This is a genomic window from Aliirhizobium sp. YIM B11859 (assembly GCF_057163345.1).
The window spans coordinates 801,388-827,614 of sequence record NZ_JBXHAY010000003.1; the positions used below are offsets into that span (position 1 = coordinate 801,388).

Annotated in this window: 23 protein-coding genes; 11 read left to right on the forward strand and 12 right to left on the reverse strand. The window is 61.1% G+C overall.

Features of this window, described 5'->3' with window-relative positions:
- Positions 1–66: 66 nt before the first annotated feature.
- Positions 67–1,503, forward strand: coding sequence for a cryptochrome/photolyase family protein (locus tag AC2GXZ_RS16250; protein ID WP_483760191.1), 1,437 nt, complete (start codon positions 67–69; stop codon positions 1,501–1,503).
- 82 nt (positions 1,504–1,585) lie between these two features.
- Positions 1,586–2,491, forward strand: a complete 906-nt coding sequence (locus AC2GXZ_RS16255) for a 2-dehydropantoate 2-reductase (RefSeq protein ID WP_483760192.1) — start codon at positions 1,586–1,588, stop codon at positions 2,489–2,491.
- A gap of 108 nt (positions 2,492–2,599) precedes the next feature.
- On the opposite strand, the gene AC2GXZ_RS16260 is transcribed toward AC2GXZ_RS16255, so the two are convergent.
- The 4 genes from AC2GXZ_RS16260 to AC2GXZ_RS16275 all read right to left on the reverse strand — a co-directional run bounded on the left by AC2GXZ_RS16260 (position 2,600) and on the right by AC2GXZ_RS16275 (position 6,791).
- On the reverse strand, positions 2,600–4,237 hold the full coding sequence (locus AC2GXZ_RS16260; protein WP_483760272.1) for a CTP synthase: 1,638 nt from the start codon (positions 4,235–4,237) through the stop codon (positions 2,600–2,602).
- A gap of 127 nt (positions 4,238–4,364) precedes the next feature.
- Complete coding sequence (gene secG, locus AC2GXZ_RS16265; protein WP_483760193.1) at positions 4,365–4,781, reverse strand: preprotein translocase subunit SecG; 417 nt, start codon at positions 4,779–4,781, stop codon at positions 4,365–4,367.
- A gap of 83 nt (positions 4,782–4,864) precedes the next feature.
- Positions 4,865–5,644 (reverse strand): triose-phosphate isomerase, encoded by a 780-nt coding sequence (gene tpiA, locus AC2GXZ_RS16270; protein WP_483760194.1) that lies wholly within the window; start codon positions 5,642–5,644, stop codon positions 4,865–4,867.
- A gap of 247 nt (positions 5,645–5,891) precedes the next feature.
- Positions 5,892–6,791, reverse strand: a complete 900-nt coding sequence (locus tag AC2GXZ_RS16275; RefSeq protein WP_483760195.1) for an alpha/beta fold hydrolase — start codon at positions 6,789–6,791, stop codon at positions 5,892–5,894.
- 193 nt (positions 6,792–6,984) lie between these two features.
- On the opposite strand from AC2GXZ_RS16275, the gene parE reads away from it, so the two are divergent.
- Positions 6,985–9,087, forward strand: coding sequence for a DNA topoisomerase IV subunit B (gene parE, locus AC2GXZ_RS16280; protein WP_483760273.1), 2,103 nt, complete (start codon positions 6,985–6,987; stop codon positions 9,085–9,087).
- 78 nt (positions 9,088–9,165) lie between these two features.
- Positions 9,166–10,032, forward strand: a complete 867-nt coding sequence (gene pdxY / locus AC2GXZ_RS16285; RefSeq protein ID WP_483760196.1) for a pyridoxal kinase PdxY — start codon at positions 9,166–9,168, stop codon at positions 10,030–10,032.
- Here the strand turns inward: pdxY and AC2GXZ_RS16290 are convergent.
- Positions 10,029–12,575 carry an HWE histidine kinase domain-containing protein gene (locus AC2GXZ_RS16290; protein ID WP_483760197.1) on the reverse strand — a complete coding sequence of 849 codons (2,547 nt, stop codon included), beginning with the start codon at positions 12,573–12,575 and terminating at the stop codon, positions 10,029–10,031. The two genes, pdxY and AC2GXZ_RS16290, sit on opposite strands and share 4 nt — an antisense overlap.
- 253 nt (positions 12,576–12,828) lie before the next feature.
- Here AC2GXZ_RS16290 and AC2GXZ_RS16295 point away from each other — a divergent pair, with 253 nt between their 5' ends.
- The gene (locus AC2GXZ_RS16295; protein WP_483760198.1) at positions 12,829–14,034 is read left to right on the forward strand and encodes an AI-2E family transporter; all 1,206 of its coding nucleotides are present in this window, start codon (positions 12,829–12,831) and stop codon (positions 14,032–14,034) included.
- 94 nt (positions 14,035–14,128) lie between these two features.
- Complete coding sequence (locus AC2GXZ_RS16300; protein WP_483760199.1) at positions 14,129–14,584, forward strand: hypothetical protein; 456 nt, start codon at positions 14,129–14,131, stop codon at positions 14,582–14,584.
- Between the two features lie 62 nt (positions 14,585–14,646).
- On the opposite strand, the gene AC2GXZ_RS16305 is transcribed toward AC2GXZ_RS16300, so the two are convergent.
- The 3 genes from AC2GXZ_RS16305 to AC2GXZ_RS16315 all read right to left on the reverse strand — a co-directional run bounded on the left by AC2GXZ_RS16305 (position 14,647) and on the right by AC2GXZ_RS16315 (position 17,089).
- On the reverse strand, positions 14,647–15,774 hold the full coding sequence (locus tag AC2GXZ_RS16305; RefSeq protein WP_483760200.1) for a DUF2336 domain-containing protein: 1,128 nt from the start codon (positions 15,772–15,774) through the stop codon (positions 14,647–14,649).
- Positions 15,775–15,891: 117 nt separating this feature from the next.
- Positions 15,892–16,503: a flavin reductase family protein gene (locus AC2GXZ_RS16310; RefSeq protein WP_483760201.1), complete on the reverse strand. Its 612-nt coding sequence runs from the start codon at positions 16,501–16,503 to the stop codon at positions 15,892–15,894.
- A 13-nt stretch (positions 16,504–16,516) separates the two neighbouring features.
- The gene (locus AC2GXZ_RS16315) at positions 16,517–17,089 is read right to left on the reverse strand and encodes a nitroreductase family protein (RefSeq protein ID WP_483760202.1); all 573 of its coding nucleotides are present in this window, start codon (positions 17,087–17,089) and stop codon (positions 16,517–16,519) included.
- Positions 17,090–17,206: 117 nt separating this feature from the next.
- On the opposite strand from AC2GXZ_RS16315, the gene AC2GXZ_RS16320 reads away from it, so the two are divergent.
- The 3 genes from AC2GXZ_RS16320 (at position 17,207) to AC2GXZ_RS16330 (ending at position 20,493) form a co-directional block, all read left to right on the forward strand.
- Positions 17,207–18,199, forward strand: coding sequence for a hypothetical protein (locus AC2GXZ_RS16320; protein ID WP_483760203.1), 993 nt, complete (start codon positions 17,207–17,209; stop codon positions 18,197–18,199).
- Positions 18,200–18,356: 157 nt separating this feature from the next.
- Positions 18,357–19,280 (forward strand): DMT family transporter, encoded by a 924-nt coding sequence (locus AC2GXZ_RS16325; RefSeq protein WP_483760204.1) that lies wholly within the window; start codon positions 18,357–18,359, stop codon positions 19,278–19,280.
- A gap of 160 nt (positions 19,281–19,440) precedes the next feature.
- Complete coding sequence (locus AC2GXZ_RS16330) at positions 19,441–20,493, forward strand: alpha/beta hydrolase family protein (RefSeq protein WP_483760205.1); 1,053 nt, start codon at positions 19,441–19,443, stop codon at positions 20,491–20,493.
- Positions 20,494–20,499: 6 nt separating this feature from the next.
- Here the strand turns inward: AC2GXZ_RS16330 and AC2GXZ_RS16335 are convergent, their stop codons facing one another.
- The 4 genes from AC2GXZ_RS16335 to AC2GXZ_RS16350 form a co-directional block, all read right to left on the reverse strand.
- Positions 20,500–21,360 (reverse strand): lysophospholipid acyltransferase family protein, encoded by an 861-nt coding sequence (locus AC2GXZ_RS16335; RefSeq protein ID WP_483760206.1) that lies wholly within the window; start codon positions 21,358–21,360, stop codon positions 20,500–20,502.
- 113 nt (positions 21,361–21,473) lie between these two features.
- Positions 21,474–23,492 (reverse strand): threonine--tRNA ligase, encoded by a 2,019-nt coding sequence (gene thrS, locus AC2GXZ_RS16340; protein ID WP_483760207.1) that lies wholly within the window; start codon positions 23,490–23,492, stop codon positions 21,474–21,476.
- Positions 23,493–23,614: 122 nt separating this feature from the next.
- The gene (gene yidD / locus AC2GXZ_RS16345) at positions 23,615–23,983 is read right to left on the reverse strand and encodes a membrane protein insertion efficiency factor YidD (RefSeq protein ID WP_483760208.1); all 369 of its coding nucleotides are present in this window, start codon (positions 23,981–23,983) and stop codon (positions 23,615–23,617) included.
- 273 nt (positions 23,984–24,256) lie between these two features.
- Entirely contained in the window at positions 24,257–24,691 is a 435-nt protein-coding gene (locus AC2GXZ_RS16350; RefSeq protein WP_483760274.1) for an iron-sulfur cluster assembly scaffold protein, read from the reverse strand.
- A gap of 325 nt (positions 24,692–25,016) precedes the next feature.
- Here AC2GXZ_RS16350 and folE point away from each other — a divergent pair, with 325 nt between their 5' ends.
- Together folE and hisI are read left to right on the forward strand one after the other, a co-directional pair.
- The gene (gene folE / locus AC2GXZ_RS16355; protein ID WP_483760209.1) at positions 25,017–25,655 is read left to right on the forward strand and encodes a GTP cyclohydrolase I FolE; all 639 of its coding nucleotides are present in this window, start codon (positions 25,017–25,019) and stop codon (positions 25,653–25,655) included.
- A 9-nt stretch (positions 25,656–25,664) separates the two neighbouring features.
- On the forward strand, positions 25,665–26,129 hold the full coding sequence (gene hisI / locus AC2GXZ_RS16360; RefSeq protein ID WP_483760210.1) for a phosphoribosyl-AMP cyclohydrolase: 465 nt from the start codon (positions 25,665–25,667) through the stop codon (positions 26,127–26,129).
- Positions 26,130–26,227 lie beyond the last annotated feature (98 nt).

Below are 26,227 nucleotides of genomic sequence, written 5' to 3' on the forward strand. Positions count from 1 at the left end.
GCCACTGATCCGAATCGAAACCTTATCCGTAGCCTTGGGCATTGATGCCCAAACGGAGTTGACCCCGTGTCCGACAAAGCCTCCCCGCCCGCCATCCTGTGGTTTCGCAAGGACCTGCGCCTCGATGACAACGCAGCGCTTCATGCGGTCCTTGATGCCGGCGGCCCGGTCATTCCCGTTTATATCCGCGAACCGGACGACTTGAATATCGGCCCGCTGGGCGGCGCCCAGACATGGTGGCTGCACCATTCGCTCGATACATTAAAAAACGCCCTCAAGTCCCTGGGCAGTGACCTCATCCTCGCTTCGGGCCGTGCCGACGCGGTGATTACCGAAATCGCGGCAAAAACCGGCGCCCACACCGTCTACGTCAACCGGGCCTATGAGCGCACAGGCTATGACCGCGAAATCGCCATCGCGCTGAAAGAACACGGCATCGCCATCCGCGCCTTCCACGGCCAGTTGCTGCACGACCCAAAGACCATCCGCACCGGCTCGGGCAATGCCTTCAAGGTGTTCACGCCCTTCTGGAACGCCATGCAGAAGCTCCACGAGCCGCATGAGCCGGTCGATGCGCCATCTGCCATTCCCGCGCCGGAGCATTTTCCTCGTTCTGAAAGCCTCGGCAGCTGGGATCTTTTGCCAACGAAACCGGACTGGGCAAAGGACTTTTCAACCCTGTGGACGCCCGGCGAGGCCGGCGCGCTTGAGAAGCTGGAGGACCTTGTCGACCGCGAACTGCATGACTACAGGCGCGGCCGCGACCTGCCTTCGGTCGATGCAACATCCAACCTGTCTCCGCATCTGGTGATGGGCGAAATTTCGCCGGCGCGCGTCTGGCATGCGGTGCGCGGCCTACCTGCCAAGGCATCAGAAGACGTCTCGCATTTCCGCCGCGAACTCGCCTGGCGCGATTTCTGCCACAGCCTGCTGATCGAATTCCCAGGCCTCGACCGAGACAACTGGGACGAAAAATTCGATCCCTTCGAATGGCATTACGACGCGAAGGAATTTCGCGCCTGGAAGACCGGCATGACCGGTTACCCGATCGTCGATGCCGGCATGCGGCAATTGTGGAAATATGGCTTCATGCACAATCGCGTCCGCATGATCACCGCCTCCTTCCTGATCAAGGACCTGATGATCGACTGGCGCAAGGGCGAGCAGTGGTTCCGCGACACGCTGGTCGATGCCTGCCCGGCCAACAACCCGGCCAACTGGCAATGGGTGGCCGGCTCCGGCGCCGATGCCTCACCCTTCTTCCGCATCTTCAACCCGATCCTGCAGGGCGAAAAATTCGATCCGGACGGCGACTATGTCCGCGAACATGTGCCGGAACTGGCAAAGCTTGAGACGAAATATATCCATAAGCCGTTTTCAGCCCCAGCCCATGTGCTGGAAAAAGCCGGCATCGAACTCGGAAGCACCTACCCGAAACCGGTCATCGACCACGCATTCGCGCGCGACCGGGCACTCGCGGCCTATAAGGCCCTGAAGGGCTGAACCGTACCATCCCGGGCATGGTTGGCGTTTCCATCGACATCATCTCGAACTAGTCTGTCTCTTCTGAACGAGGAGGACAGCGATGACCGGGAGAAAAATTGCGGTGGTCGGGCTTGGTGGCATTGGTGGCGTTGCAGCCGCCTGTCTCAACCTGTCACCGGAAAACGACGTGACGGCATGCGCCCGCAGGCCGATCGGCACGCTCACCTTCGACCACCACGACGACAGGACCCACATCCCCCTGAAGACGGTAATCGAGCCCATCCATGTCGAACCGGTCGACTGGGTTCTGCTCTCTACCAAGGCGCAGGACACCGAATCGGCGGCCCCATGGCTCGCCAATCTCTGCACGCCCGAGACGACGATTGTCGTGCTGCAGAACGGCATCGGCCACGCGGAACGCGTCGCCCCGTTTGCGCAAGGAGCAACCATCCTTCCGGCGATCGTCTATTACAATGGCGAGCGGCTGGCCCATGATCATGTGCGGCTCCGCCATATCCGCGGCCACGATCTTTTGGTTCCCGCCGGCCCGAAGGCGAACGAATTTGCCGCACTGTTCGAAGGCACGCCGATCGATGTCGGCATAAGCGGGGAATTCGTCACCTATCAGTGGCGCAAATTGCTGATCAACGTCATCGCCAATCCGATTACAGCCCTGACCCGCCAAAGGCTCGGCATATTCCACCGCGACGACATACAGCAACTCTCGCTGGACATCCTCAAGGAAGCCGTCGCCGTCGGTCGCGCCGAGGGGGCGCAGTTGAATGAAGATGAGGCCGAGACGATCATGGCCCTGTTCCTCAACTATCCGCCGGAGGCCGGCACATCGATGTATTTCGATTGCCTCGCCGAAAGACCGCTGGAGATCGAGGCCTTGAACGGTGCGGTGGTCGACGCCGCCCGCCGCCACGGTCTCACAACACCGCTCAACAGCGCCATGCTGACTTTGCTCAAGGCGGTCAGCGATGCGAATGCGGCACGCGCTTGAGGCCGACGACACACGTTCCGTCATGCTTGGGCTTGTGCCGAGGATGGAACCGCGAAGAGTAAAAGGCTCAACGAAAAAACCCGGCCGAAGCCGGGTCTTTCATAAGTCTCACACGAGGCGGTTCTGTTCCAGCGCCGCTTCGATGAAGCTTGCAAACAGCGGATGCGGATCGAGCGGACGGCTCTTCAGTTCCGGATGGTATTGCACACCGATGAACCACGGATGATCCGGATATTCGACCGTTTCCGGCAGAACGCCGTCAGGCGACATGCCGGAGAAGACCAGGCCGCAGCTTTCCAGCCGCTCCTTGTAGTCGACATTCACCTCGTAGCGGTGGCGGTGACGTTCGGAAATATCGGTGGAACCGTAGATCTCGGCGATCTTGGTATCCTTCTTCAGGCTTGCGGCATAAGCGCCGAGACGCATCGTGCCGCCCAGATCGCCGGCCGCCGCGCGCTTCTCCAGCGCGTTGCCCTTGACCCATTCGGTCATCAGGCCAACAACCGGTTCTGTCGTCGGGCCGAATTCGGTCGACGATGCCTTGTCGATACCGGCGAGATTGCGCGCCGCTTCGACCACCGCCATCTGCATGCCGAAGCAGATGCCGAAATAGGGCACGTTACGCTCACGGGCAAACTGCGCCGCCTTGATCTTGCCTTCCGAACCGCGCTCGCCGAAACCGCCCGGAACCAGGATGCCGTTGACCTTTTCGAGATAGGGCGCCGGATCTTCCTTTTCGAAGACTTCCGATTCGATCCATTCGAGCTTGACCTTCACCTGATTGGCGATGCCGCCATGGTGAAGCGCCTCGATCAGCGACTTGTAGGCATCCTTGAGGCCCGTATATTTGCCGACGATCGCGATCGTCACTTCGCCTTCCGGCTGCTTGATACGGCTGGAAACCTCTTCCCAGGCATCCAGACGCGGCTTCGGCGCCGGTTCGATGCCGAAGGCGGCCAGAACCTCGTTGTCGAGGCCTTCCTTGTGATAGGCGACCGGAACGTCGTAGATATTGGCAACGTCGAGCGCCTGGATGACGGCGGACGGACGCACGTTGCAGAACAGCGACAGCTTGCGGCGTTCGGCTTCCGGGATCTCGCGATCCGCGCGCACCAGCAGGATGTCGGGATGGATACCGAGCGCCTGCAACTCCTTGACCGAATGCTGCGTCGGCTTGGTCTTCAACTCGCCGGCAGCCGAAATATACGGCATCAGCGTCAGGTGGACATAGATCACGGTACCGCGCGGCAGGTCGTTATTGACCTGGCGGATCGCCTCCATGAACGGCATCGCCTCGATATCGCCGACCGTGCCGCCGACTTCGCAGAGCACGAAATCATAGTCGTCATTGCCCTCGGTGACGAAATCCTTGATCTCGTTCGTCACATGCGGAATGACCTGAACGGTTGCGCCGAGATAATCGCCGCGGCGTTCCTTGTCGATGATGTTCTTGTAGATTCGGCCGGTGGTGATGTTGTCGGTTTTGGTCGCCGAACGGCCGGTAAACCGCTCGTAGTGACCGAGATCCAGATCCGTCTCCGCACCGTCGTCGGTGACGAACACCTCGCCGTGCTGGGTCGGGCTCATCGTGCCCGGATCTACGTTGAGATAAGGATCGAGCTTCCTCAGCCGAACCCGGTAACCCCTCGCCTGGAGCAGAGCTCCGAGGGCCGCGGCCGCAATTCCTTTTCCGAGGGAAGAAACCACGCCGCCTGTGATGAATACATATCGCGCCATGGGAGTCACCGGATACCTTGTCATTGTCGATTCCGCCAGCAGAAATTTCGCCATTCGCTAAAACGGCTGTGGAATGTTCGCAAAAGAAAACCGGCAGGCTTTTGGCCTGCCGGAGATTGAAGTCGAGATCCGAACCTCAGTTGTTCGGAACGCCGTTCGACGGCGCAGCGGGAGCGGCCGGCTGGGCAGGCGCCGGAGCGGCTGCACCGGCTTCGGACGGCACGCCGTTGCCGGCAGGTGCCTGTGCCGGAGCCGGGCCGAGCTGGTCGAGAATGCCGGCACCGGTGCCCTGCTGGCTCTGCGGAATGCGGTTCAGGATGTCGGTCGGCTGCGCCTGGTAGCGGCTCAGGATGCCGAGACCAAGCGATGTGACGAAGAACAGCGCCGCAAGGATTGCCGTGGTGCGCGTCAGCGCATTGGCTGTGCCGCGTGCAGACATGAAGCCCGAACCGCCGCCGATGCCGAGACCACCGCCTTCCGAGCGCTGGATAAGCACCACGCCGACAAGCGCGAGCACGATCATGAGATGGATGACGATCAAAACGGTCTGCATGTATCAGGTCCCTGCCCTCTGGCGGGCAATAGATAAGAGTTTGCGGCTCTTTACATGAGGCATTCACGCTTTCCAAGCCTTGATTACAAGGTTTCGACGTTCAGCCCCTCATAGACCGAATAGATGGCGAGGAAATCCTCGGCTTTCAAGCTCGCCCCGCCGATCAATGCGCCATCGACATTGGCGATGCTCATCAGCTTCTCGGCATTGCCCGGCTTAACCGATCCGCCATAGAGGAGCCTCATCAGGCGGCCCTCCTCGCCGAAACGCCGCACCAGCTCGGTGCGCATGAACTGATGCGCCACGGCAATGTCCTCGCTCGTCGGCGTAGCGCCCGATCCGATGGCCCAGACGGGCTCATAGGCAATCACGGTATTGGAAGCTGTTGCACCATCGGGGACCGACCCCCGCAATTGCCGCCGCAGCACGTCGAGCGTCGAATAGCTGTCGCGTTCGTCTTCGGTCTCGCCGATGCAGATGATTGCCGTCAGTTCCGCCTGGAACGCCGCCGCCACCTTGTCACGGACGATGTGGTCGGTCTCGCCATGATCGATGCGACGCTCGGAATGGCCGAGAATGACATGTGTACCGAAGCAGTCGGCAATCATTTCTGCTGAAATATCGCCGGTATGCGGGCCGGACACGTTTCGGTGACAATCCTGGCCTCCCACCATCAGCGGGCTGTCGGTGCAGAGCGCGGTGGCGACATAGAGCAATGTCGCCGGCGGGCAGATAAGGGCATCGACCCTGTCCGACAGCGGGCCGTTGACGCCTTCCGCCATCGCCTTGATCTCGCCGAGTGCCTGGCGCGTGCCGTTCATCTTCCAGTTTCCCGCAACGAGCGGGCGGACATCTGGGCTCATCGGCAGTTGCATCCTCTCTGTGTCACGATCTTTCGGCAAAATCGCAATTGCTGCGTGCATCCCCCGGTCGACCGGCAGTGCCCGCAGCCCTTCGTACGCCGAAAAACAAACGTTATTCAAGAGCTTACTTGCAAGTCGCAGCGCCGGCGCATCCGCCCGGCACGTCCATTTTCATGCTTTTCTGACGCAATCTGCGGATTTAATCGGTTTGAGATGCCATGCAGATCGATTTAAGTCCCCATCTCGGCTATTTTTGCGATATTAACACGAAATTGAGCACATCGCGCCAATCAACCATTCGGATCGGTGTTCCATGGCCGCCCGTCTGGAACAAAGTGAAGCGTGCCGGATATCCCGCAGCCTGCAATCCACGGTAGATTTTGACCTGCTCTTCGGCCTTGTAGACGCTGTCGGCACTCCCATGGGCAAAATAGAGCGGCAGCTTCAACTTGGCAAATGGCGTTGTGACAAGTCCCGGATCGGGCGGTCCGCCGAGCAGCACCATGCCGCCGAGATACCGCACCGCCTCCTTGTCGCGGACGATATGCTGGCAGATGATGCCGCCCATCGAGGCGCAGGCAAGGATTACCGGCCGCCCAGCCGCCTGCTCGAAGGCATAACGGACGAGGGCCGCGACATCGGCCGATCCGGCATCGTCGAATGCCCGCACGCTGACCGAATAATAGCTCCCGCCACTCCGCGTCACGAGGTTCTTCAGCCGGTTGAAATTGCCGCCAAACGTATAGTCGTTGACACCAAGCCGGCGGTCGCCGCCACGCCCGTGAATGAAGATCACCGCAAACCGTTCGCCCGATTCCGGCCCGACCCGTGTCACATCCACCCGGCGATCGCCGAGCGTCAGCGTCTCGTCCTCCTGCAGACGGCGGGGCGACAGATCCACATAGGCGCTTTTGACGCGATGTTCCGGATCCTGGTCACGCTGATTGATGTCGCGCAGCTCCTGATAGTCGATCACCCGGTAGGCGCCGCCATCGGCCTTTTCCAGCACGCCCTGTCGCGAAAACAGCTCGTCCTTGAAAGCGGCAATCGGCCCCTGCGCGACGGCTTGCTGCGCCATTGCGCGACCATCCGGCAGGACTGCCACAGTGGCAAGAACCATGCCAAAGATGAAATGAATTGTGGACATAGGGGATTTCACGGGCTTCCTGCACTCTCTATGCTTGCCAATGACAAGCGGGAACAGCATGTCTCAGCGTGGTGATTTGCCTTCGGCATCGCGAAAATTCCGATCTTTTGGCAGAATCGCAAGTGATTCGAAACGGTATGAGATGGGCATGGCTTCCTCTTCGGTACCTCGGCAGGCAGCGGCGAAAGACCAGATGGACGATAACAGCAACGATCTTTTCGGCGAACTTGCGGCAAATGCCCAACCCGCCAGCGCCCAGCCGACCGCAGCGAAGCCGGCAGCAGTGGAGCCCGTCGCGGCTCCTGCGACGGCGGCCGTATCTGCTGCACCGTCCGCGCCCCGCCCTGCTCCGCCGGCAAATGCCGGCGGTGACGATTACGGCGCCTCCTCGATCCGCGTTCTCGAAGGTCTTGAGCCGGTGCGCATGCGGCCCGGCATGTATATCGGCGGCACCGACGAAAAGGCGCTGCACCACCTGTTTGCCGAAGTCATCGACAACTCGATGGACGAAGCAGTGGCCGGCCACGCCAATTTCATCGAGGTCCATCTAGATCTTCAAGGCTGCCTGACCGTCACCGACAATGGCCGCGGCATTCCTGTGGAAAACCATCCGCAGGTGCCCGGCAAGTCGACGCTCGAAGTCATCATGACCAAGCTCCATGCCGGCGGCAAGTTCGACGGCAAGGCCTATGAGACGTCGGGCGGTCTGCACGGCGTCGGCATCTCGGTCGTCAACGCGCTTTCGGACATTCTCGAAGTCGAAGTTGCCAGAAACAGAAAACTCTACCGCCAGACGTTTTCCCGCGGCATTCCCCAGGGCGGGCTGCAGGAACTCGGCGATGTCCATAACCGCCGCGGCACCCGCGTCCGTTTCCACCCGGACGCGCAGATTTTCGGCGAGCATGCAAAATTCGACGCCGGCCGCATCTTCCGCATGGCCCGCTCCAAGGCCTATCTCTTCGGCGGCGTCGAAATCCGCTGGAGTTGCGAACCGGGTGTCGTGCCGGAAGGTGGCGAGATCCCGGAAAAGGCCGTCTTCCATTTCCCCGGCGGGCTGAAGGACTATCTTGGCGCAACGCTCGGCAAGGAATTCACCGTCACCCGCGAGATCTTTGCCGGCAAGACCGAAAAGACCGGCGGCCATGGCGCACTCGAATGGGCGGTCACGTGGTATGGCGGCGATCCGCAGGTTCATTCCTATTGCAACACCATTCCGACCCAGGAAGGCGGCACCCACGAAGCCGGCCTGCGCATCGCGCTGACCAAGGGCCTGAAGAACTATGCCGAACTGACGCAGAACAAGCGTGCCAAGGAGATCAGCACCGACGACGTGATGATTTCTGCCGTTGGCATGCTGTCGGTATTCATCCGCGAGCCTGAATTCGTCGGCCAGACCAAAGACCGGCTTGCGACCGTCGAAGCCCAGCGCCTCGTCGAAAACGCCCTGCGTGATCCCTTCGACCAATATCTGGCCGGCAATCCCAACGAGGCGGCAAAACTGCTCGAATGGGTGATCGAACGCGCCGAGGAGCGCCTTCGCCGCCGCAAGGAAAAGGAAGTCAACCGCAAGACCGCGGTACGCAAGCTGCGCCTGCCCGGCAAGCTGGCCGACTGCTCGCAGAACACCGCAGAAGGCGCCGAACTGTTCATCGTCGAGGGCGATTCGGCAGGTGGCTCGGCCAAGCAGGGCCGCAACCGAACCAATCAGGCGATCCTTCCGCTACGCGGAAAAATCCTCAATGTCGGCTCCGCCAGCCGCGAAAAGCTGTCCGCCAACCAGCAGATCGCCGATCTGGTGCAGGCGCTCGGCTGCGGCACGCGGACGAAATACCGCGAGGAAGACCTGCGTTACGAACGCATCATCATCATGACCGATGCCGATGTCGACGGCGCCCATATCGCCTCGCTGCTGATCACCTTCTTCTATCAGGAAATGCCCGAACTGATCCGCGGCAACCATCTCTTCCTCGCCGTGCCGCCACTCTATGTCATCCGTCAGGGTGGCAAGACGGTCTATGCCCGCGACGACGCCCACCGCGCCGAGCTGATGGAAACCGTCTTCAAGGGCAAGAAGGTCGAAATCGGCCGTTTCAAGGGTCTCGGCGAGATGATGGCGGCGCAGCTGAAGGAAACCACGATGGATCCGCAAAAGCGCACGCTGCTGCGGATCGGCATCGACGAGGTGGATTTCGAAGGCACCCGCGAGGCGGTCGACAACCTGATGGGGACCAAGGCCGACGCCCGTTTCCGCTTCATCCAGGAACGCGCCGCCTTCGCCGAAAATCTCGATATCTAGACCCGATCGGACAATGAGAGGATTGCGCAGGACCGCGTTGCATGCTTCACGCATGGGATCGCCTTATCGATCACCGGAATGAAGCATCCCGCGGCCATGAAGCAGATCCTCTCCATCCAGTCCCACGTTGCCTATGGTTATGTCGGAAACCGTGCGGCCACGCTGCCGCTGCAGCGCCTCGGCCACGAGGTCACCGTCATCAACACGGTACAGTTTTCCAACCATACCGGTTATGCGAAATGGACCGGCGAGGTGTTCAGCCCCGCCCATATCGAGGATGTCCTCGACGGGCTGGAAAGCCTCGGCGCCCTTCAAAACATGGACGCGCTGCTAACCGGTTATCTCGGTGATCCGGCAATCGGCGACATCATTCTGCAACTGCTCGACCGCCTGCCGAAGGACATTACCTGGCTCTGCGATCCGGTGATGGGCGATGTCGGCCGCGGCTTTTTCGTCCGGCCGGGCATTCCCGACTATTTCCGCCAGAAGGCGCTTGCCCGCGCCTCGATCATCACGCCGAACCAGTTCGAACTCGAATATCTCGCCGGCCGGCAGATCCTGACCCTCGATGATGCCCGCAAGGCCTGTCGGATGATCCACCAGGCCGGCCCTGAGATCGTGCTTTTGACCTCGCTCATCCATGACGGCACAAGCGACGACGAGATCCAGATGCTGGCCTCGTCGAAATCCGGAGAACAGGTTCTGGCGACAACCAGGCGCCTGCCCCTCGACCCAGCGCCGAACGGTGCCGGAGACTGTACCGCGGCGCTGTTTCTCGGCCATATCCTGGCGGGCAAGAGCCTTGACGAAGCACTGTCCAACACCGCCTCCAGCATTTTCGCGCTGTTTGAAAAGACGCTCGCCGCCGGTCGCCGCGAGCTTCACATGATCGCCGCGCAAGACGATTTTGCCCGTCCCGCACCGCTGACGGTCATCAGGCTCTAACGGGTTTCGAACAGGCTCGTCACCGCAGAGATCAGCGCTGCGGCCTCATAGGGCTTGCGCACCATCGGTGCAGCCAGATGCGCCGGGATGATCGACCGGTCGCTATACCCGGTGGCGAAGATATAGGGCACGTTGCGGCGCGCCAGTTCCTCGGCGATCGGCAACGATGTGCCCGAACCGAGATTGACGTCGAGGATCGCCACATCCGGCGTGAAACCCTTGAGACGTCGCAGCGCTTCGGCGACCGACGGTGCCGTCGTCACCTTGGCGATACCGTGCTCGGCAAGCATCGCCTCGACATCGGCAGCAATCAGCATCTGGTCCTCGACCAGCAGGAATTCCATCTTCCCGAGTTCCGGCGTGGCCACCCGGTCGGTCGTCGAAACATCCGCCTCGCCGAGCCGCACCGCTGTCGCGTCGTCATCGGCATGAAGATGTTGCGGCGGCACCATGAACCGGGCTGTGACACCGGTTTCCGGATAGGCAACCTCGGCCTCGCCGTCGAGTTCGTAAGGAATGCTGCGGCCGATCAGCACGCTGCCGAAGCCGCTGCGGACAGGTGGCGTCGCCGACGGGCCGCCGCTTTCGCTCCAACTGATCTCGCAGGCGCCGGAGGAAAGTCGGGTCCACCTGACGTCCAGCCGGCCGCCGGGAACCGAAAGCGAGCCGTATTTTGCCGCATTGGTCGACATTTCGTGCAACACCAGCGCCATCACCGAAAAAGCCCGGCTGTCCAGCCAGACCCGCGGCCCTTCGAGCACGACTGACCGCGTACCCTCCATATAGGGCCGCAATTCCGCCTCCAGGAGGTCGAGCAGCGAGCCGCCGTCACCGCCACGCACCACCTGGTCATGGGCAAAGGCAAGTGCCTGGATGCGGCCTTTCAGCGAACCGACATAATCGCCAAGGCTGCGACCGCTGTCGACCGGATGGCCGACCAGCGCCTTGATGATCGACAGGATGTTTTTGACCCGGTGGTTCAGTTCCTCGTTGAGCATCCGCTGGCGGACATCAGCCTTGCCGCGCTCGTCGGCCATCATCTCGTTGTGGTGAAGCACGATCTCGACCAGCACCGCACGGATCGCTTCCGCCGTCTCGCGGTCGGCATCGGTCCAGGGCTGGGCCTGCAGCCTCACCGTTTCTTTCCAGATCGCAAAGCTCTTGCGCGGCGTCAGCCGGTCGCCCATCGGTCCGGTCGTGTAGGATTTATCCGGATTGCCGGCCCAGTCGAGCGTCTGCACCACTTCCTTGCGGAAGAAGAAGAGATAATCCCGTGGCCGCTGCGACAACGGGATAGCCAGCACGCCGCAGGCATCGTCCGGCGATATCCCTGATCCCGGCAGCGAGGTCGACAGCTGGAATGTCGACCATACGCGGCCGCCGGACACGTTTCCGACGTCGTCGGCCAGTTCGCCGACCAGTTCCCGCGGCGGTGTCGTGCCGTGGTTCGTCCATGCGCCGTCGAGCCAGAGACCGACGCCGTCGCATGGCATCATCCCCGAAAAATCCTCGAGCGAGCGTCTGAGCAGCGCGCTGATATCGCGATGGTGGGACGCCTCCTGCACGAACCGGTCGAGCGACCGCCGCGCCTGCCGTGCCGTCTCGTGCAACTCCTTTTGCCGAAGCGACGACAGATGCAGCGAGAAAAATTCGCCGAATGTTTCCGCCGCCACACGCTGCGGCATGGAAAGCACCTTGGGCGAATAATGATGGCAGGCGATCAGCCCCCAGAGCTCGCCATCGAGCACGATCGAGATCGACATCGATGCCGCCACGCCCATGTTGCGCAGATATTCGCAATGGATCGGCGAGACGCTCCGCAGATGCGCAAAAGAAAGATCGAGCGGCTGCCTGTCTTCATCCAGTTCCGGCACCACCGGCACGCGATTGTAGTCGGCGTCGCAGATCACCCTTATCGTGTTGCGGATATAGAGAGTTCGCGCCTGGGCCGGGATGTCGCCTGCCGGAAAATACTGGCCGCGAAAACTTTCCAGATCGCGTCGTTTATATTCGCTGATGACCTTGCCCGACCCGTCCTGTTCGAATCGGTAGACCATCACCCGGTCGTAACCGAGCATCGCATACATCAGCCGCGTCGCACTCTCGACCAGCCGGTCGATGCTCGCTACGTTGCGGATCCGGCTGACCAGCATCCGGGCGACTTCCAGCGGCTGGTCGGTATCGGTCGATGCCGGTTCGAATTCGAGGATGACCTTGGAACCGTTGCGATGCAGCGCCGCGTCGACCGTCCTGCCAGAAGCCAGCTTCAGGCCGTGGCGCAGCGCCGGCCGCGCCGGATCGTCGGACGTGGCAAGCGCATTTCTCAGCGTATGCGCAACCTCGCCGCCCAGCACTTCCTCCAGCCTCCGGCCAAGGATTTCCTCGCCAATACCGAGCATCTCGGAGAGATTGGCGGAATGCTGCACGATCACGGCACCGCCACCATCACAGACGATCATGCAACCGTGAGGCTGGATCGTGCCGGGGATGTGAATGGGTTCACGGTCACAATTGGTAAGGTTGACCGCTTCAGTCTGACACATCAATCTGTCCTTGCAGCTCATGCCATGCGGATGGCAAAAAGAGCTTATTTCCCGCGCTCCGTGCAAAGAGCTGCAGAATGTTTGAAACATGCCCGTGTTAAATGGAGCAAAATTGCCAAATGGCAATTTCATATTTCTATCGCATCCAAGCGTTACCGCAAGTACGGAAGTTCCGTCTTAAGGAATAGATGCGAAGCTTGTTTTCACGACATGCGCTGGCCATATAGGGGCGAGCGAGAAACAGGAATGTGTAGTGAACCGCAGCAGCAATCGTAAGGGCAGTAACGAGCCCCGCTGGCTAGGCCCGGTGACCCCCAACAGGATTGCCCTGATCTCGCCGATCTCGGCGGCCCGCTGGTTGTTGATCATCATTGCCGCCGCCGCCGTCTATTTCTTTTATGGCTTTCTCGTCCCGGTTCTTGCAGCGCTGGTGATCGGCTTCGCCAGCTGGCCGCTCTATCGCCGTCTCCTCCGGCAGGTCGGCGGCAATACGACGATCGGCGCAACGCTTGCGATCATCTTCATCGTCATCTTCATCGTCGTCCCCGTGTCGATCGGCGCCACCTATGCGGCACGCGAAGTGGCCGAATGGTTCCGCTGGGCGATCGACGTCAACCGCAACGGTGCGCCGCCGCCGGTCTGGATCACCGGCCTGCCCTTTGTCGGCGAATGGCTGAGCATCCAGTGGACACGCCATATCGGCTCGCCCGGCGCCGTCGGCGAAGTGGTGCAGCTGATCAGCGGCGCCAATATAGGCGCGATCTATCACGCCATACTCGCCGCCAGCAACAGCGCCTTCCACATCGTCCTGACCCTGCTCTTCATGCTGATCGCGCTGTTTTTCGTCTATCGCGACGGCGCCTCGTTCAGCACCCAGATCGACCTTCTCGGCGAACGGATCTTCCCCACCCGCTGGGAGCGGATTTCCCGCGTCGTGCCTGCAACGATCAGTTCGACCGTAACGGGGATGACGCTGATCGCCATCGGTGAAGGCTTCGTGCTCGGCATCGCCTACTGGATCGCCGGCGTCCCCTCGCCCGTCACTTTCGGCGTCCTGACCGGCGTCATGGCCCTCATTCCCGGCGGCGCGCCGCTGTCGTTTACCCTCGTCTCCGCCTATCTGGTCGCCAACGGTTCCTATATATCCGGCGTAGGATTGCTGGTCTGGGGCAGTGTCGAACTGTTCATCGTCGACAAGACATTGCGGCCGCGGCTTGTCGGCGGGCCAATCAAGCTTCCCTTCCTGCCGACCTTTTTCGGCCTTGTCGGCGGTGTCAAGACGATGGGTTTTCTCGGCCTGTTCATCGGCCCGGTGCTGATGGCACTGATGGTATCGATCTGGCGTGAATGGATCCGCGAGATAAAGATTGCCGATGCGGCCGAACCGGACCCGGTTACCGAACCGGATATCGATCCGCTCGATACCGACCTTCCTCCGGTGCGCAAGGCGGCTCCCTGACCGATCGGGCGTGGTTCGCCTTCATCGGGCCACGATCCTCGCCATAAGCCTTGGGTCTCAATGAACCTGACCGGTGAATCGACTGGAGACCGACATGAACGCTGCCCTTGTCGTGATGACCATTCTCGGCTGTAACGACGCCGGCACGGATTGCCATTACATCGCCACCGCCGAAGAGCGCTGGCCGACTGTGGCAATGTGCGACACGGTGTCTGAAGAGCATCTTCCCACCTATACCAACCAGCCCTATCCGGTGCTGATCGCCGTTTGCCAGGATCCGACCGTCGCCGGCATTCCGCTGCCACGACCTGAGACCCAGCCCGCAACCGACCAGACGGCAAAGGTCGACACGCCGGCAATCGGCGCAACGCAGCAGACGGCTGAGGCCGAACCGGTATCGGAGGAAGAGGCCGCAACCCTTGCAGGGCGCGCCATCCAGCGCGTCCGCAACGTGCTTCCGACCACCGAGGGCGTCAAAACCCTGATGGCAAAACCGGTCAGACTGGTGGAAGGCGGTTATTCATGGGTTGCGCGCAGGTTCGACCGCTAGCCGCAATCGAATTTTGAGAACTGCAGCCGGCCCTGGCCGATATCCAGCCGCAAAAAGCGTGATCACGCGACCAGCGAAATATCCGAGGCGTAACTTCTGGCATTGCGGCGCAACTCGCCGCGATGCAGCAGATCGACCATGTCGAGCAACTCGCCGATCGGCCCGCCATCGCCGCGCGCACCGTCGAAATGCTCGAGCAGACCGAAATAGCAGGTATCGAGACCGCCGGCTGCCGACGCACGCCGCCAGAGGAAAACCGCCTCGACGAAGACCGCCGCAATATCCTTGCCGATTCCGGCCGCATCGAACAGCGCCCTGACCGCATGTGTCCGTCCGGTCGCAAGGATTGCCCGGACGCGCTTTTCGTCGAGAGTGACGAGCGAGACGATCGCCGACGCGAAAAAGTCCACCTTGCCGCTGCACAGCGCATGAATGAGAAGCGCCGGCGTCAACCGTCCGGCTGTCCGCAAATGTTCGACCAGCGACGGTATCTCGTCCTGTGAAAGGGAAGCGGCGATGGCGACGACCGCCTCGTCTCCGGCTTCCCGCGTCATGATTTCTATTCTCCTCGCCCCCATCGTCTTCGTCACCAGATCGGACGCGGCAAGCGCTGAAGCCACATGGCCGACCAGCATATGCCTTGTATCGCCGGTAAGCCCGTCGCGATCGAGGAGAAGATGGCGCACGGCAGTCAGATGACCGTAACGCTCCGCCATGCGGCGCAGCGAAATGCGGCTGACCGAGGCCGTGTCGTTTTCGAGAAGAAGCAGGATATCGCTTGCCTCGCCGACCTCGGCGATTGCCGCAGCCACACTGAAACCAAGTTTCGGCCGCGACGCGACCAGTCCGCGGGTAAACGCGTCGCCGCGCCCGACAAGTTCGACCAGATCCGCATCGCGCAGGACCGGCGAACAGGCGATCACGGTGCAGGCGATCTCCGCCTGGTCTTCGCAAAGAGACATGATGATCGCACGCGGCGCTTCGTCGGACACCGCCAGCGCCTCGGCAAGCGCCAGCCGCACTTTCGGCGAGGCATCGTCGAGCAGATAGGTCATCGCCATGATCGCGGCGCGATGTTCTTCGGGGCCGAGCTTGGACTGGATGAACGCCTTGGCCAGCGCGCTCGCTGCCCTTGCACGTTCACCGGCTCTTGCCGTCTCAGCCCAGCGTAGGAATGCCTGTACGATCACGATATGCCCCGATACCAAGCCGGCGCCTCGAGGCCCGACAGCGGGAACATTAGGATGCAAAGGTTAACATTGGTTCACCACGTTTCTTAACCATGGCGATGCCGTTCACCTTTTCGTTCAGGCAGGTTTTGTCGGCCTTTTGAGCTGGAACACGTCGACGCCTCCGTCGGCATAATCCATGTAGCCCATCCGCGCGATCGGCCGTGCGAGCTCCATGGCGATTCGCCCGTCGCGGATGATCTCCTCGCTGATATGGATGCCGACAACCTCGCCGAACACCATGAACTGCTGGGCAGAGCGGCCCGCAATCCCCATCGGCTGGACGATCTCGGTCAGCCGGCATTCGAGCGCCGTATAGGCTTCCCCGACATAGGGTGCATCGACCAGTTCGCCCATCCGTGCCGAAAGCCCGGCAAGCGCGAACTCGTCGACCCCGTATTCGACCGGTGCCGACGAGGCATTCATCTGGTCGCCGAGATGGCGACTGGCAAGGCTTGCCGTAAAGACGCCCGTCTCCTCGGCATTAAGCAGGCTGTGCTTGCGGCCCGATGAGGAAAACATCACGATCTTCGGATTGTCCGAGACGATGTTGAAGAAGGAATAGGGCGACAGGTTAAGAGACCCGTCACGGCCCTTGGTGCCGATCCAGCCGATCGGCCGGGGCGCCACGATCGCCTTGAAGGGATCGTGCGCCATGCCGTGCTCGTTGCTATCCGTGCGGTAGAACATTCAGAGCACGCCCTTACGCATAAGTGAGAATGTCGGAAAGCTGCGGACGCGGCCGGTCCGGCGTCGGAAAGTCGCTGGAACCGATATGGATGAAGCCGGCGACCTTCTCGCCCTCCCTGACGCCGAGAGCCGCCAGCGCCTTGTCGTCATAGGCGATCCATTCGGTACGCCAGTTGGCGACATAACCGCGCGCCTCGCAGGCCATCAGCATGTTGAGGCAGACGGCACCGGCGGAAAGCACCTGCTCCCATTCCGGGATCTTGGCATGTGGAGCAGCCGTACTGATCACTCCGACGACGATCGGCGCGCGAGTGAAGCGGATCCGTTCAGCCTCTTTCGCCGCATCGGTCATCTCGCCGTTCTGGGCCAGCGCGATGTCGAGGAATGTCTCGCCGAGAGAGATGCAGGCGTCGCCGCGATAAACGACCAGCCGCCATGGCGCGATCTTGCCATGATCCGGCACGCGCACCGCAGACGTCAGGATTTCTTCAAGTTCGGCCGTTTCCGGCCCCGGTCCCTTGATCTGCGCGACCGGCGTCGAGTGGCGTTCGCGCAGGTAATCGATCAGCTTTACGTCAACATTCATGTCGGAAACTTCCATTCGCTGGGGTGTGGTAGCCTGTTGGTAGAATGAGGCCTTGAAAATGCCTTTGCCATGGGTTTCAAGTGGCTAGTCACAAAACAAGAGTCAACCGGTCATCGAATGTCAGGCATTTCCCTTGCTCGTCTTATGCTCGCCGCTAAGGCGCTGCTCCTATTGACGGCTTCAGGCGCCCTTGCCCAGGATGGCGACGCATTCAAGAGCTTCAAACAGCTCGACAGCTCGACCAAGATGCCCAAGCTCAACGCCTTTTCTCCGGCCACAATCGTGCCGAAGGGCGAACTGGCAAAGGACGTCCGCTTCAACGCCCGGCTGACCAAGGACGGCGACGTGATGCAAGACGGCCTCGCATGGCGGGTGTTCAGCCCGATCGCAGGCGAAGACGGCAAGTTGCCGCTTGTCGCCAGCTCTGACGGCGGCTCTGCTGATTTCCAGCTCGCGCCCGGCGAATATTTCGTCAACGTCGCCTTCGGCCGCGCCGGCGTTACCAAAAAACTGACGGTTCCCGAGGATGGCAGCGTTTCCGAACAGACCCTGGTTCTCGATGCCGGCGGCTTTGTCCTCAACGCCGTGGCCGGCGCCGACCAGCGCATTCCGGCAAACCAGCTGAGCTTTTCCATCTATTCTTCCGACGTGCGCGAAAACGGCGACCGGGCGCTGGTCATGTCCGATGTCAAGCCGAACACGATCGTCAGGCTGAATGCCGGGACCTATCACGTCGTCTCCGAATATGGCGACGTCAACGCCGTCGTGCGTGCCGATATCCAGGTCGAGGCCGGCAAGCTCACCCAGGCGGTGCTGCAGCACAAGGCGGCCCAGATCACCCTCAAGCTGGTCTCCCAGCCCGGCGGCGAGGCGATTGCCGATACCGCCTGGTCGGTGCTGACGGCTGCCGGCGACGTCGTCAACGAAAGCGTCAGCGCCTTTTCCACCATGGTCCTGTCGGAAGGCGATTATCTCGCCGTCGCCCGCAACAAGGACAAGATCTACCAGCGCGAATTCAATGTCAGCGCCGGCCGCAATGCCGATGTCGAGGTTCTGCTGCGCAATCCACGCAATATCGGCCAGCAGGCGACGGTCGAATCGCAGGATTGACCAGTTGGAGGCGCATGAAAACGCGCCGCCGCCTTTCAGTTTGGCGCGCCATGCGTTAGCTCCTGTTCGGTACATGTCCTGATCCCGAAACCGCTGACCACTTTCGGCAGGCATGTTGTGCGCAACGCCGGCGAAAAGACAGAAGCAGGATCAGGTTATGCAGAATACCAAGGTGATGGGCCTGTTCGAATGGGGCCTTCTTTTCGCCCTGTCCGTCCTGTGGGGCGGCTCGTTTTTCTTTTCCAAATTCGCGCTTGCCGAACTGCCGCCGCTGGTGATCGTTCTGGCCCGCGTCGCGATCGCCGCCATTGCGCTGTTCGTTTACCTGAGGGCCACCCGCCAGGTCATTCCGAAAACCGCCGCCATCTGGATAGCCTTTTTCGGCATGGGCCTGTTGAACAACCTTATCCCGTTCAGCCTGCTCTTCTGGGGACAGACCCAGATTGCCAGCGGCCTCGCCTCGATCCTCAATGCGACAACACCGGTCTTTTCGATCATCGTCGCGCATTTCCTAACCGCCGACGAACGGCTGACCGCCAACAAGATCGCCGGCGTGGCGCTTGGCTTTGCCGGTGTTGCGGTGTTGATGGCCGGCAATGCCGTCTCACCGCAGGCAGTCCCCTATCTCGCCCTGATCGCCTGCCTGACGGCTGCCCTCTCCTATGGTTTCGCCGGCGTCTTCGGCCGCCGTTTCCGCCGTATGGGCATTGCCCCGGCCATCGGTGCCTTCGGCCAGACGGCGGCAACCACCGTGATGATGCTGCCGATCGTGCTTGTCTTCGATGCCCCGTGGACGCTTGCCATGCCCGGCGGCCTGACGATCGCGGCAGTGCTGGCGCTCGGGCTGTTCTCGACGGCGCTCGCCTATATCATCTTTTTCCACATCCTCGCAGTCGGCGGCGCCATCAACAGTTCGCTCGTCACCTTGCTTGTGCCTGTCAGCGCCATCATCCTCGGCAGCCTGTTTCTGGGCGAGCGGTTGGCCGTCAATCATCTCGCCGGCATGGCGCTGATCTCGCTCGGCCTGCTGTCGATCGACGGCCGCCTGTTTCGCCTATGGCGCAGGGACCGCGCCGGTTAGGGCAGCACCCGCGCCTCACCCGGCAGCAAACCACATCAGAAAACGACCTCGATCATGTTCGAGGTCGCACCCGTCCCGATTTTAGCCAAGCCTGTGCTCGGACATAGGCCCTTCCCGTCACGCATCATGCCTGACGATGGAATGGCTCGGGAGAAACGGGATGAATTTTGCAATCACCATTCTTGCGGCGGCAGCGGTTTCGACCGTGATGGCGCAACGGCCCGTTCTGGCGGCCGAGACCGTCGGCATGCGCCAGATCACGGCCCATTCCAGGGAACGCGGTGCAGATCTCCCGGTAACCGTCTGGTATCCGGCAGACCCGGGCGGCACGCCCGTCACATTGGGCGAAAGCGTGTTTTTCGTCGGCACGCCGGTGATGCGCGACGCGCCGATCACGGCTGGCCACTATCCTGTCGTGTTGCTGTCCCATGGAGCGGGCCTTGCCGGCAACCCGGACGCAATAAGCTGGCTCGCGACGCCATTGGCGAAACGTGGTTTCGTCGTCGCAGCCCCGACCCACCCGGGAAATACGGGGCCGAACCGTTCCGCGGCGGAAACGATGAAACTCTGGCTGCGCCCTCAGGACATCTCGGCGGCGCTCGATGCCTTGAGTGAGGATGCAATATTTGCCGAGCATATCGAACGTCGCGACATCGGCATGCTCGGCCTTTCCATGGGCGGCAGCACGGCACTGGCGATCGCTGGCGCCCGGATTGATCCGCAACGTCTGGCGAGTTACTGCGACGACGACACGCGGAACCCATCCTTATGCGGATGGATCCGGCAAAGCGGCGTTGATCTCCATGCCATGGATCTGAGCCCGGCCGGCCGCAGCGGAGAGGATCACCGTATCGGTTTCGCCATGGCGATCGATCCCGCACCGGTCGACGCTTTCGCGCATGAAAGCTTCCGGGGCATTGCGATCCCGATCGAACTCATCAATCTCGGCAGGCCCGGCACAATTACGCCGGCGACCGACGCCGGTGAGATTGCAAGAACCATCCCGAAAGCGACCTATTCGACAATCGACGATGCCAGCCATTACAGCATGTTTGCAGAATGCAAACCGGGAGCAGCGGAGATCGCGGAGAAGGAAGATATCGGTGACCCGATATGCAGGGACGGCGAAGGGCGAAGCCGTGGCGAACTTCACCGGCAGATGATCGATATGGTCGTCACCGCTTTCGATCGCGCCCTGAAGCAAAGCCCCTGAACGAGATCAGGCCGCGAGGCGCCGCTTTTCCTGCATCCGGGCAAGCCGTGACCGCCGGACCGGCCGCAATGAAAACACCGCGTGATGCAAGACGCCGAGCAGGTCCTTGCGTTCGCGGCTGGCGGAAAGCTCTTCCCAACTCATCATCGACCCCACATGGGCGCGGATCGTCGAACCGGACAGCCGCTTGAACTCGCGGATCAAAAGCGACAGGCGCAGCGTCAGCGACAGCTTGCTGGCAATGTGGAAGAGCGGCCCGTTCTGGCCCTCGAAATAGATCGGCACGACATCGGCCTTGGCAGCCTGCACCAGCTTTGCCGGAAAGATCTTCCACGGCAGATCTTCCGCCGCTCCGAAACCTTTTTTCGCCGTGGCAACACCACCGGCCGGAAAGATGATGATCGTCACCCCTTCCTTCAAAAGCCTCAGCGCCTCGTGACGGGTCTTCATGTTGATCGCCAGCGCCTCCTTGGTTTCCTCGAAGGAGACGGGCAACGAATAGGGCGCGATTTCCGGCACTTTCATCAATTCGTCATTGATCAGCACCCGGAACGGCCGACCGAGCTGTTCGGCCATGGCGAGAACCGCAATTCCGTCGCCGATGCCGAACGGATGATTGGCGACGATGACGAGCGGACGGCCCTCTTCCACCCGCGGCAGCCACTCGCCCTTGACGTCGAGTTCGACATCGATCAGGTCGAGCATCTTGCCGAACACCCGGTCGGTCTTGCCGACAATGTCCTTGCGCCAGATGTCATAGAGACGGGCGTAGCGGTCGCGACCGGACAAGCCCTCGATCGAGCGGATGAACCAGCGTTTCAGCTTGGGGTCACGCTCGTTGGCGTAGGAAAGTTCCTTGAAGCGCATTCTGTCTCCGCGGACTGTCCGCCATTGATGAGGGATATAGAATATTTCAGATCAATGTCAGTTTTCTGACAGCACCCGTGGATCACGGGCGCTGTCACCATTCAGGGACGAAGTCAGGCCAGCTTGGCGCGTGCAGCCTTGCGGCGCTTGACATCCGGCGGAGTCGCTTCGTCGACAAGCGAGACCAGCGCCTCGTCGAGCGACATCGACGTCTGTGCCTGCGAGCCGAGGCGACGGATATTGACCGACCGCTGCTCGGCTTCCTGACGACCGCAGACGATGATCACCGGCACCTTGGCGACCGAATGTTCACGGACCTTGTAGTTGATCTTCTCGTTGCGGAAATCGGTCTCGACCTGCAACCCGGCATCGCGCAGCTGTTCGGCGACTTCACGACCGTAATCGTCGGCATCCGAGGTGATCGTAGCAACGACGACCTGCGTCGGCGCGAACCACAAGGGCATATGGCCGGCGAAGTTTTCGATCAGGATGCCGAGGAAACGTTCCATCGAGCCGCAGATGGCGCGGTGGATCATCACCGGCTGCGTCTTTTCCGAATTGGCGTCGATATAGAAGGCACCAAAACGTTCCGGCAGGTTGAAATCGACCTGCGTCGTGCCGCACTGCCATTCACGGCCAATCGCATCCTTCAGCGTATATTCGAACTTCGGACCGTAGAACGCGCCCTCGCCTTCCAAAATGCCCGTTTTGATATGACCTTCAGAAGAAAGTTTGATCTCGGTGAGGACTTCGCCCATGATTTTTTCAGCACGATCCCACAGAGCGTCAGAACCGACACGTTTCTCCGGCCGTGTCGACAGTTTGACGACGACCTCGGTAAATCCAAAATCCTCATAAACGGAAAGAATTAGATCGTTGATGCGAAGGCACTCTTCTCGCAGCTGTTCGTCGGTGCAGAACACATGTGCATCGTCCTGCGTGAAACCGCGCACGCGCATCAGGCCGTGAAGAGCGCCCGAAGCTTCATAGCGATGCACGAGACCGAATTCGGCAAGCCGGATCGGCAGTTCGCGGTAGGATTTCAGGCCATGCTTGAAGATCTGTACGTGGCCCGGGCAGTTCATCGGCTTCAGCGCGAAAACACGGTTATCCGCTTCCTCGTCCTTCGGATGGGTGAAGGCGTAAGCCGATTTAACCGCGAACATGTTCTCCTGGTACCAGCCCCAGTGACCCGACGTTTCCCACAACGAGGCGTCAAGCACCTGCGGTGCATTGACCTCTTCATAGGTGCCGGCCAGACGACGGCGCATATAGGCCGTCAGCGTCTGGAACATCCGCCAGCCCTTGCCGTGCCAGAACACCACGCCCGGACCTTCTTCCTGGAAATGGAAAAGATCCATCTCGCGGCCGAGTTTGCGGTGGTCGCGCTTTTCGGCTTCCGCCAGGATATGCAGATACTGGTCTAGCTCCTCCTGGGTCGCCCAGGCCGTACCGTAGATGCGCGTCAGCATCGGCTTGGTCGAATCGCCACGCCAATAGGCACCGGCGACCTTCATCAGCTTGAACGCCGTGCCGATCTGGCCGGTCGAGGCCATGTGCGGACCGCGGCAAAGGTCGAACCAGCCGCCCTGATTGTAGATCTTCAGGTCCTGGCCTTCCGGGATCATATCGACCAGCTCGACCTTGTAGGCCTCGCCCTTGTCGGCAAACACGTCCTTGGCCTTTTCGCGGGTCCAGATTTCCTTGGTGAAGGCGGCGTTTTTCTGGATGATTTCCTTCATCTTCTTTTCGATCTTCGGCAGATCGTCAGGCGTGAAGGGCCAGTCCTCGCGGCTGTCCGGATGGATGCGCTTGAAGTCGTAATAGAAGCCGTTTTCGATCACCGGGCCGATCGTCACCTGCGTGCCGGGCCACAGATCCTGCACGGCCTCGGCCATCACATGGGCTGCATCGTGGCGGATCAGTTCGAGCGCACGCGGATCAGTACGGGTGACGATCTCGATCCGTCCGTCAACGACGGGATCGGAGAGATCGCGCAGCTCGCCGTCGAGCGCAATGGCCACGGCCTTCTTGGCCAGCGACTTGGAAATCGATTCGGCAACGGCAAAGCCGGTCGTGCCGGCGTCGAACGCGCGGACGGAGCCATCGGGAAATGTAAGGGAAACGGACATCAAAATTCTCCTGTCCAGTCCCGCCAACGAATGCGGGTGGTCAACAAAGGGCCGCGAGCGCAAAAGGCCGGCGGCAACGAACGCCGGGGTGATAGTCAAAAATCGCGGCGGAGTAAAGGTTTTCAGCCGGTATGACGGCGCATCCAGTAGCGCCACGGCGTCCACCAATGCTGCCGCGCAGACATCGCCTCCGGCACCGGATCGAGCCCGCCGGTTCCGCCCGGTCCGCAGCGGGCGACACGAAACAGGGTCATCCATCCGCCCGGCCAGATCCCGTGCCGGGCAATCGCCTCATAGCCATATTCCGAACAGGTGGGGATATGGCGGCAGGAATTGCCGATGAAGCCGGAGAGTGTCAGCTGATAGAGGCGGATAAAGCCCATTCCGAGCAGGCGCCCGGGCGTCTTGGAAAACGGGCCGCGCCAGTTGCGGGAACGGTTTGTGCCGGGCTTGCGGTCATCGTCGCCGGAAGGTGAACATAGCTGGCACATCAGCGCAAACCGTAATGGGAAGCGTGTCTGGCATGCCTTGGCGCGTGCCCCTCATCCGGCTGCCGCCACCTTCTCCCCGCAAGCGGGGCGAAGGCATATGCCGCACCGGCCTGCCGACCCGCGACCACAACGGGGAAGAACGGTACGGTTCGCAAGGGACGACGAAGCAAGCCCCACCCGTCCTTCTCCCCGTCAGAACGGGGAGAAGGTGCCGGCAGGCGGATGAGGGGCAGCGCCGACGCCGATCGTTCCCGCAACAATAGCTCCCCCAAATCAAGCCTCCTGCTTGGCTTCCACCTGGTCGATCGCATCGACCACCGCATCGAAGGTGAGCATGGTCGAGGCGTGCCGCGCCTTGTAGTCCTTGACCGGCTTCAGGTAGCGCATCTCCTCGAAACGGCCGGACGGTCCCTCGCCGCCCTCCTTCAGCATGGCCAGCATATCCGCGCGTGCCTGGCGAAGCTCGCCCGCCGTAGCCCCGATCACATGCCGTGCCATGATCGACGACGATGCCTGGCCGAGCGCACAGGCCCTGACTTCGTGGGAAAACGCCGAGACCACGTCGCCGTCCATTTTCACATAGACCTTCACCTTCGATCCGCAGAGCTTCGAATGTTTTTCCGAACTTGCATCCGCATCCTCAATCCTGCCGGCAAGCCCGATATTACCGGCGAATTCCAGGATCTTGCTGTTGTAGATATCGTCCATATCGTTGATCCATTGCCTGGTGATGCGGTCGGCGTGATCCGTTGAACGCATCGTAACGTATCATGACCTATCGAAAACGGTCTTGACCCCTTATATGTGATGCCGTGCCGCGACGATCAATAAAGCAGGTTTTTGCCGAATTCGATCGTCAGCGAAACAGAATGCCTTGTCAAAAGCCATGCCAGCGATCAGATAACGGCACAAAGGCGGGCCTTCAGGCGTTTCCGGATATCTGGGCGTTTCCAGACGATGGAGACGGCTTCGGCCCGAAAAGACGAACGAATGTATGTCGGATACGGCCTTGAACCGTATCGGGAGACAATAGATGGATGCGATTGTGAAGAATTTTCCGGCCTCGAGCCAGGACCAGAAGCCGGTTCAGGACCAGGCAGCGGCACGCCCGACGCAACAAGAAGCCGAGGATGCCGTCCGCGTCCTCTTGCGCTGGGCAGGTGATGATCCGACCCGCGAAGGCCTTCTCGACACTCCGACGCGCGTCGCAAGGTCCTACCGCGAACTGTTTTCCGGCTACGAGCAGTCCCATGAGGAAGTGCTCGGCCGCACCTTCGAGGAAATGTCCGGTTTCGACGACATCGTGCTTGTCCGCGAGATCCCGTTCTTTTCTCATTGCGAGCACCACATGCTGCCGATCAAGGGCATGGCGACTGTCGCCTACCTGCCCAACGGCCCGGTTCTCGGCCTCTCCAAGATCGCCCGCGTGGTGGAAATCTTCGGCCGCCGGCTGCAGACCCAGGAAAACCTGACGGCGCAGATCGCCCACTCGATCCAGGACACGCTGAAGCCCCGCGGCGTCGCCGTGCTGATCGAGGCCGAGCACATGTGCATGGAAATGCGCGGCGTGCAGAAGCAGGGTTCGCGCACGCTGACAACCACCTTTACCGGTGAGTTCAAGACGAACGCCACCGAGCAGGCGCGTTTCTTCACGCTTGCCCGCAACAGGTAATTGCCGCGCATGAGCACCGAATTTTTCCCCGCCCCCTCCTCCGACAAGTCGGAACTGGAGGGTGCGGGCGCCTTCACCCCGCGCTTCGACGCCAATGGACTGATCACCGCCGTCGTCACCGATATTCGCGACGGCGAGATCCTGATGCTTGCCCATATGAATGCCGAGGCTTTGAAGCTGACCGTCGAGACCGGCATCGCCCATTATTACAGCCGCTCGCGTTCGGCACTTTGGAAGAAGGGCGAGACCTCGGGAAATCTGCAGACGGTGCACGAGATCCGCACCGATTGTGATCAGGATGCGATCCTCTTGAAGGTCTCTGTTGCCGGTCATGACGCCACCTGCCACACCGGTCGGCGCTCCTGTTTCTATCGGGCCGTAACAAAAGATGACAACGGGATCCTCCTTGAAATAAAGGACGATGCGCGTCATTTTGATCCCGAAGCCGTCTATTCCAGCAAGCCTGCCAACTAGGCCCGATCCGATCACCGCACGCCTCGTTCCGTAACAGCCGCCGCCAGAGTAAACGCTTTCGAAACCATCCGGTGCGTTAAATTACCGATTACGCAAGT

Excerpts from the sequence above, each read along its gene's own strand:
- thrS (WP_483760207.1), bottom strand. The coding sequence starts at position 23,492 with ATGTCCGTTTCCCTTACATTTCCCGATGGCTCCGTCCGCGCGTTCGAC.
- AC2GXZ_RS16315 (WP_483760202.1), bottom strand. The coding sequence starts at position 17,089 with ATGAATGTTGACGTAAAGCTGATCGATTACCTGCGCGAACGCCACTCG.
- yidD (WP_483760208.1), bottom strand. The coding sequence starts at position 23,983 with ATGTGCCAGCTATGTTCACCTTCCGGCGACGATGACCGCAAGCCCGGC.
- AC2GXZ_RS16255 (WP_483760192.1), top strand. The coding sequence starts at position 1,586 with ATGACCGGGAGAAAAATTGCGGTGGTCGGGCTTGGTGGCATTGGTGGC.
- secG (WP_483760193.1), bottom strand. The coding sequence starts at position 4,781 with ATGCAGACCGTTTTGATCGTCATCCATCTCATGATCGTGCTCGCGCTT.
- parE (WP_483760273.1), top strand. The coding sequence starts at position 6,985 with ATGGACGATAACAGCAACGATCTTTTCGGCGAACTTGCGGCAAATGCC.
- AC2GXZ_RS16300 (WP_483760199.1), top strand. The coding sequence starts at position 14,129 with ATGAACGCTGCCCTTGTCGTGATGACCATTCTCGGCTGTAACGACGCC.
- AC2GXZ_RS16335 (WP_483760206.1), bottom strand. The coding sequence starts at position 21,360 with ATGCGCTTCAAGGAACTTTCCTACGCCAACGAGCGTGACCCCAAGCTG.
- hisI (WP_483760210.1), top strand. The coding sequence starts at position 25,665 with ATGAGCACCGAATTTTTCCCCGCCCCCTCCTCCGACAAGTCGGAACTG.
- AC2GXZ_RS16290 (WP_483760197.1), bottom strand. The coding sequence starts at position 12,575 with ATGTGTCAGACTGAAGCGGTCAACCTTACCAATTGTGACCGTGAACCC.
- AC2GXZ_RS16330 (WP_483760205.1), top strand. The coding sequence starts at position 19,441 with ATGAATTTTGCAATCACCATTCTTGCGGCGGCAGCGGTTTCGACCGTG.
- tpiA (WP_483760194.1), bottom strand. The coding sequence starts at position 5,644 with ATGAGCCCAGATGTCCGCCCGCTCGTTGCGGGAAACTGGAAGATGAAC.
- AC2GXZ_RS16350 (WP_483760274.1), bottom strand. The coding sequence starts at position 24,691 with ATGGACGATATCTACAACAGCAAGATCCTGGAATTCGCCGGTAATATC.
- AC2GXZ_RS16310 (WP_483760201.1), bottom strand. The coding sequence starts at position 16,503 with ATGTTCTACCGCACGGATAGCAACGAGCACGGCATGGCGCACGATCCC.
- folE (WP_483760209.1), top strand. The coding sequence starts at position 25,017 with ATGGATGCGATTGTGAAGAATTTTCCGGCCTCGAGCCAGGACCAGAAG.
- AC2GXZ_RS16325 (WP_483760204.1), top strand. The coding sequence starts at position 18,357 with ATGCAGAATACCAAGGTGATGGGCCTGTTCGAATGGGGCCTTCTTTTC.
- AC2GXZ_RS16275 (WP_483760195.1), bottom strand. The coding sequence starts at position 6,791 with ATGTCCACAATTCATTTCATCTTTGGCATGGTTCTTGCCACTGTGGCA.
- pdxY (WP_483760196.1), top strand. The coding sequence starts at position 9,166 with ATGAAGCATCCCGCGGCCATGAAGCAGATCCTCTCCATCCAGTCCCAC.
- AC2GXZ_RS16320 (WP_483760203.1), top strand. The coding sequence starts at position 17,207 with ATGTCAGGCATTTCCCTTGCTCGTCTTATGCTCGCCGCTAAGGCGCTG.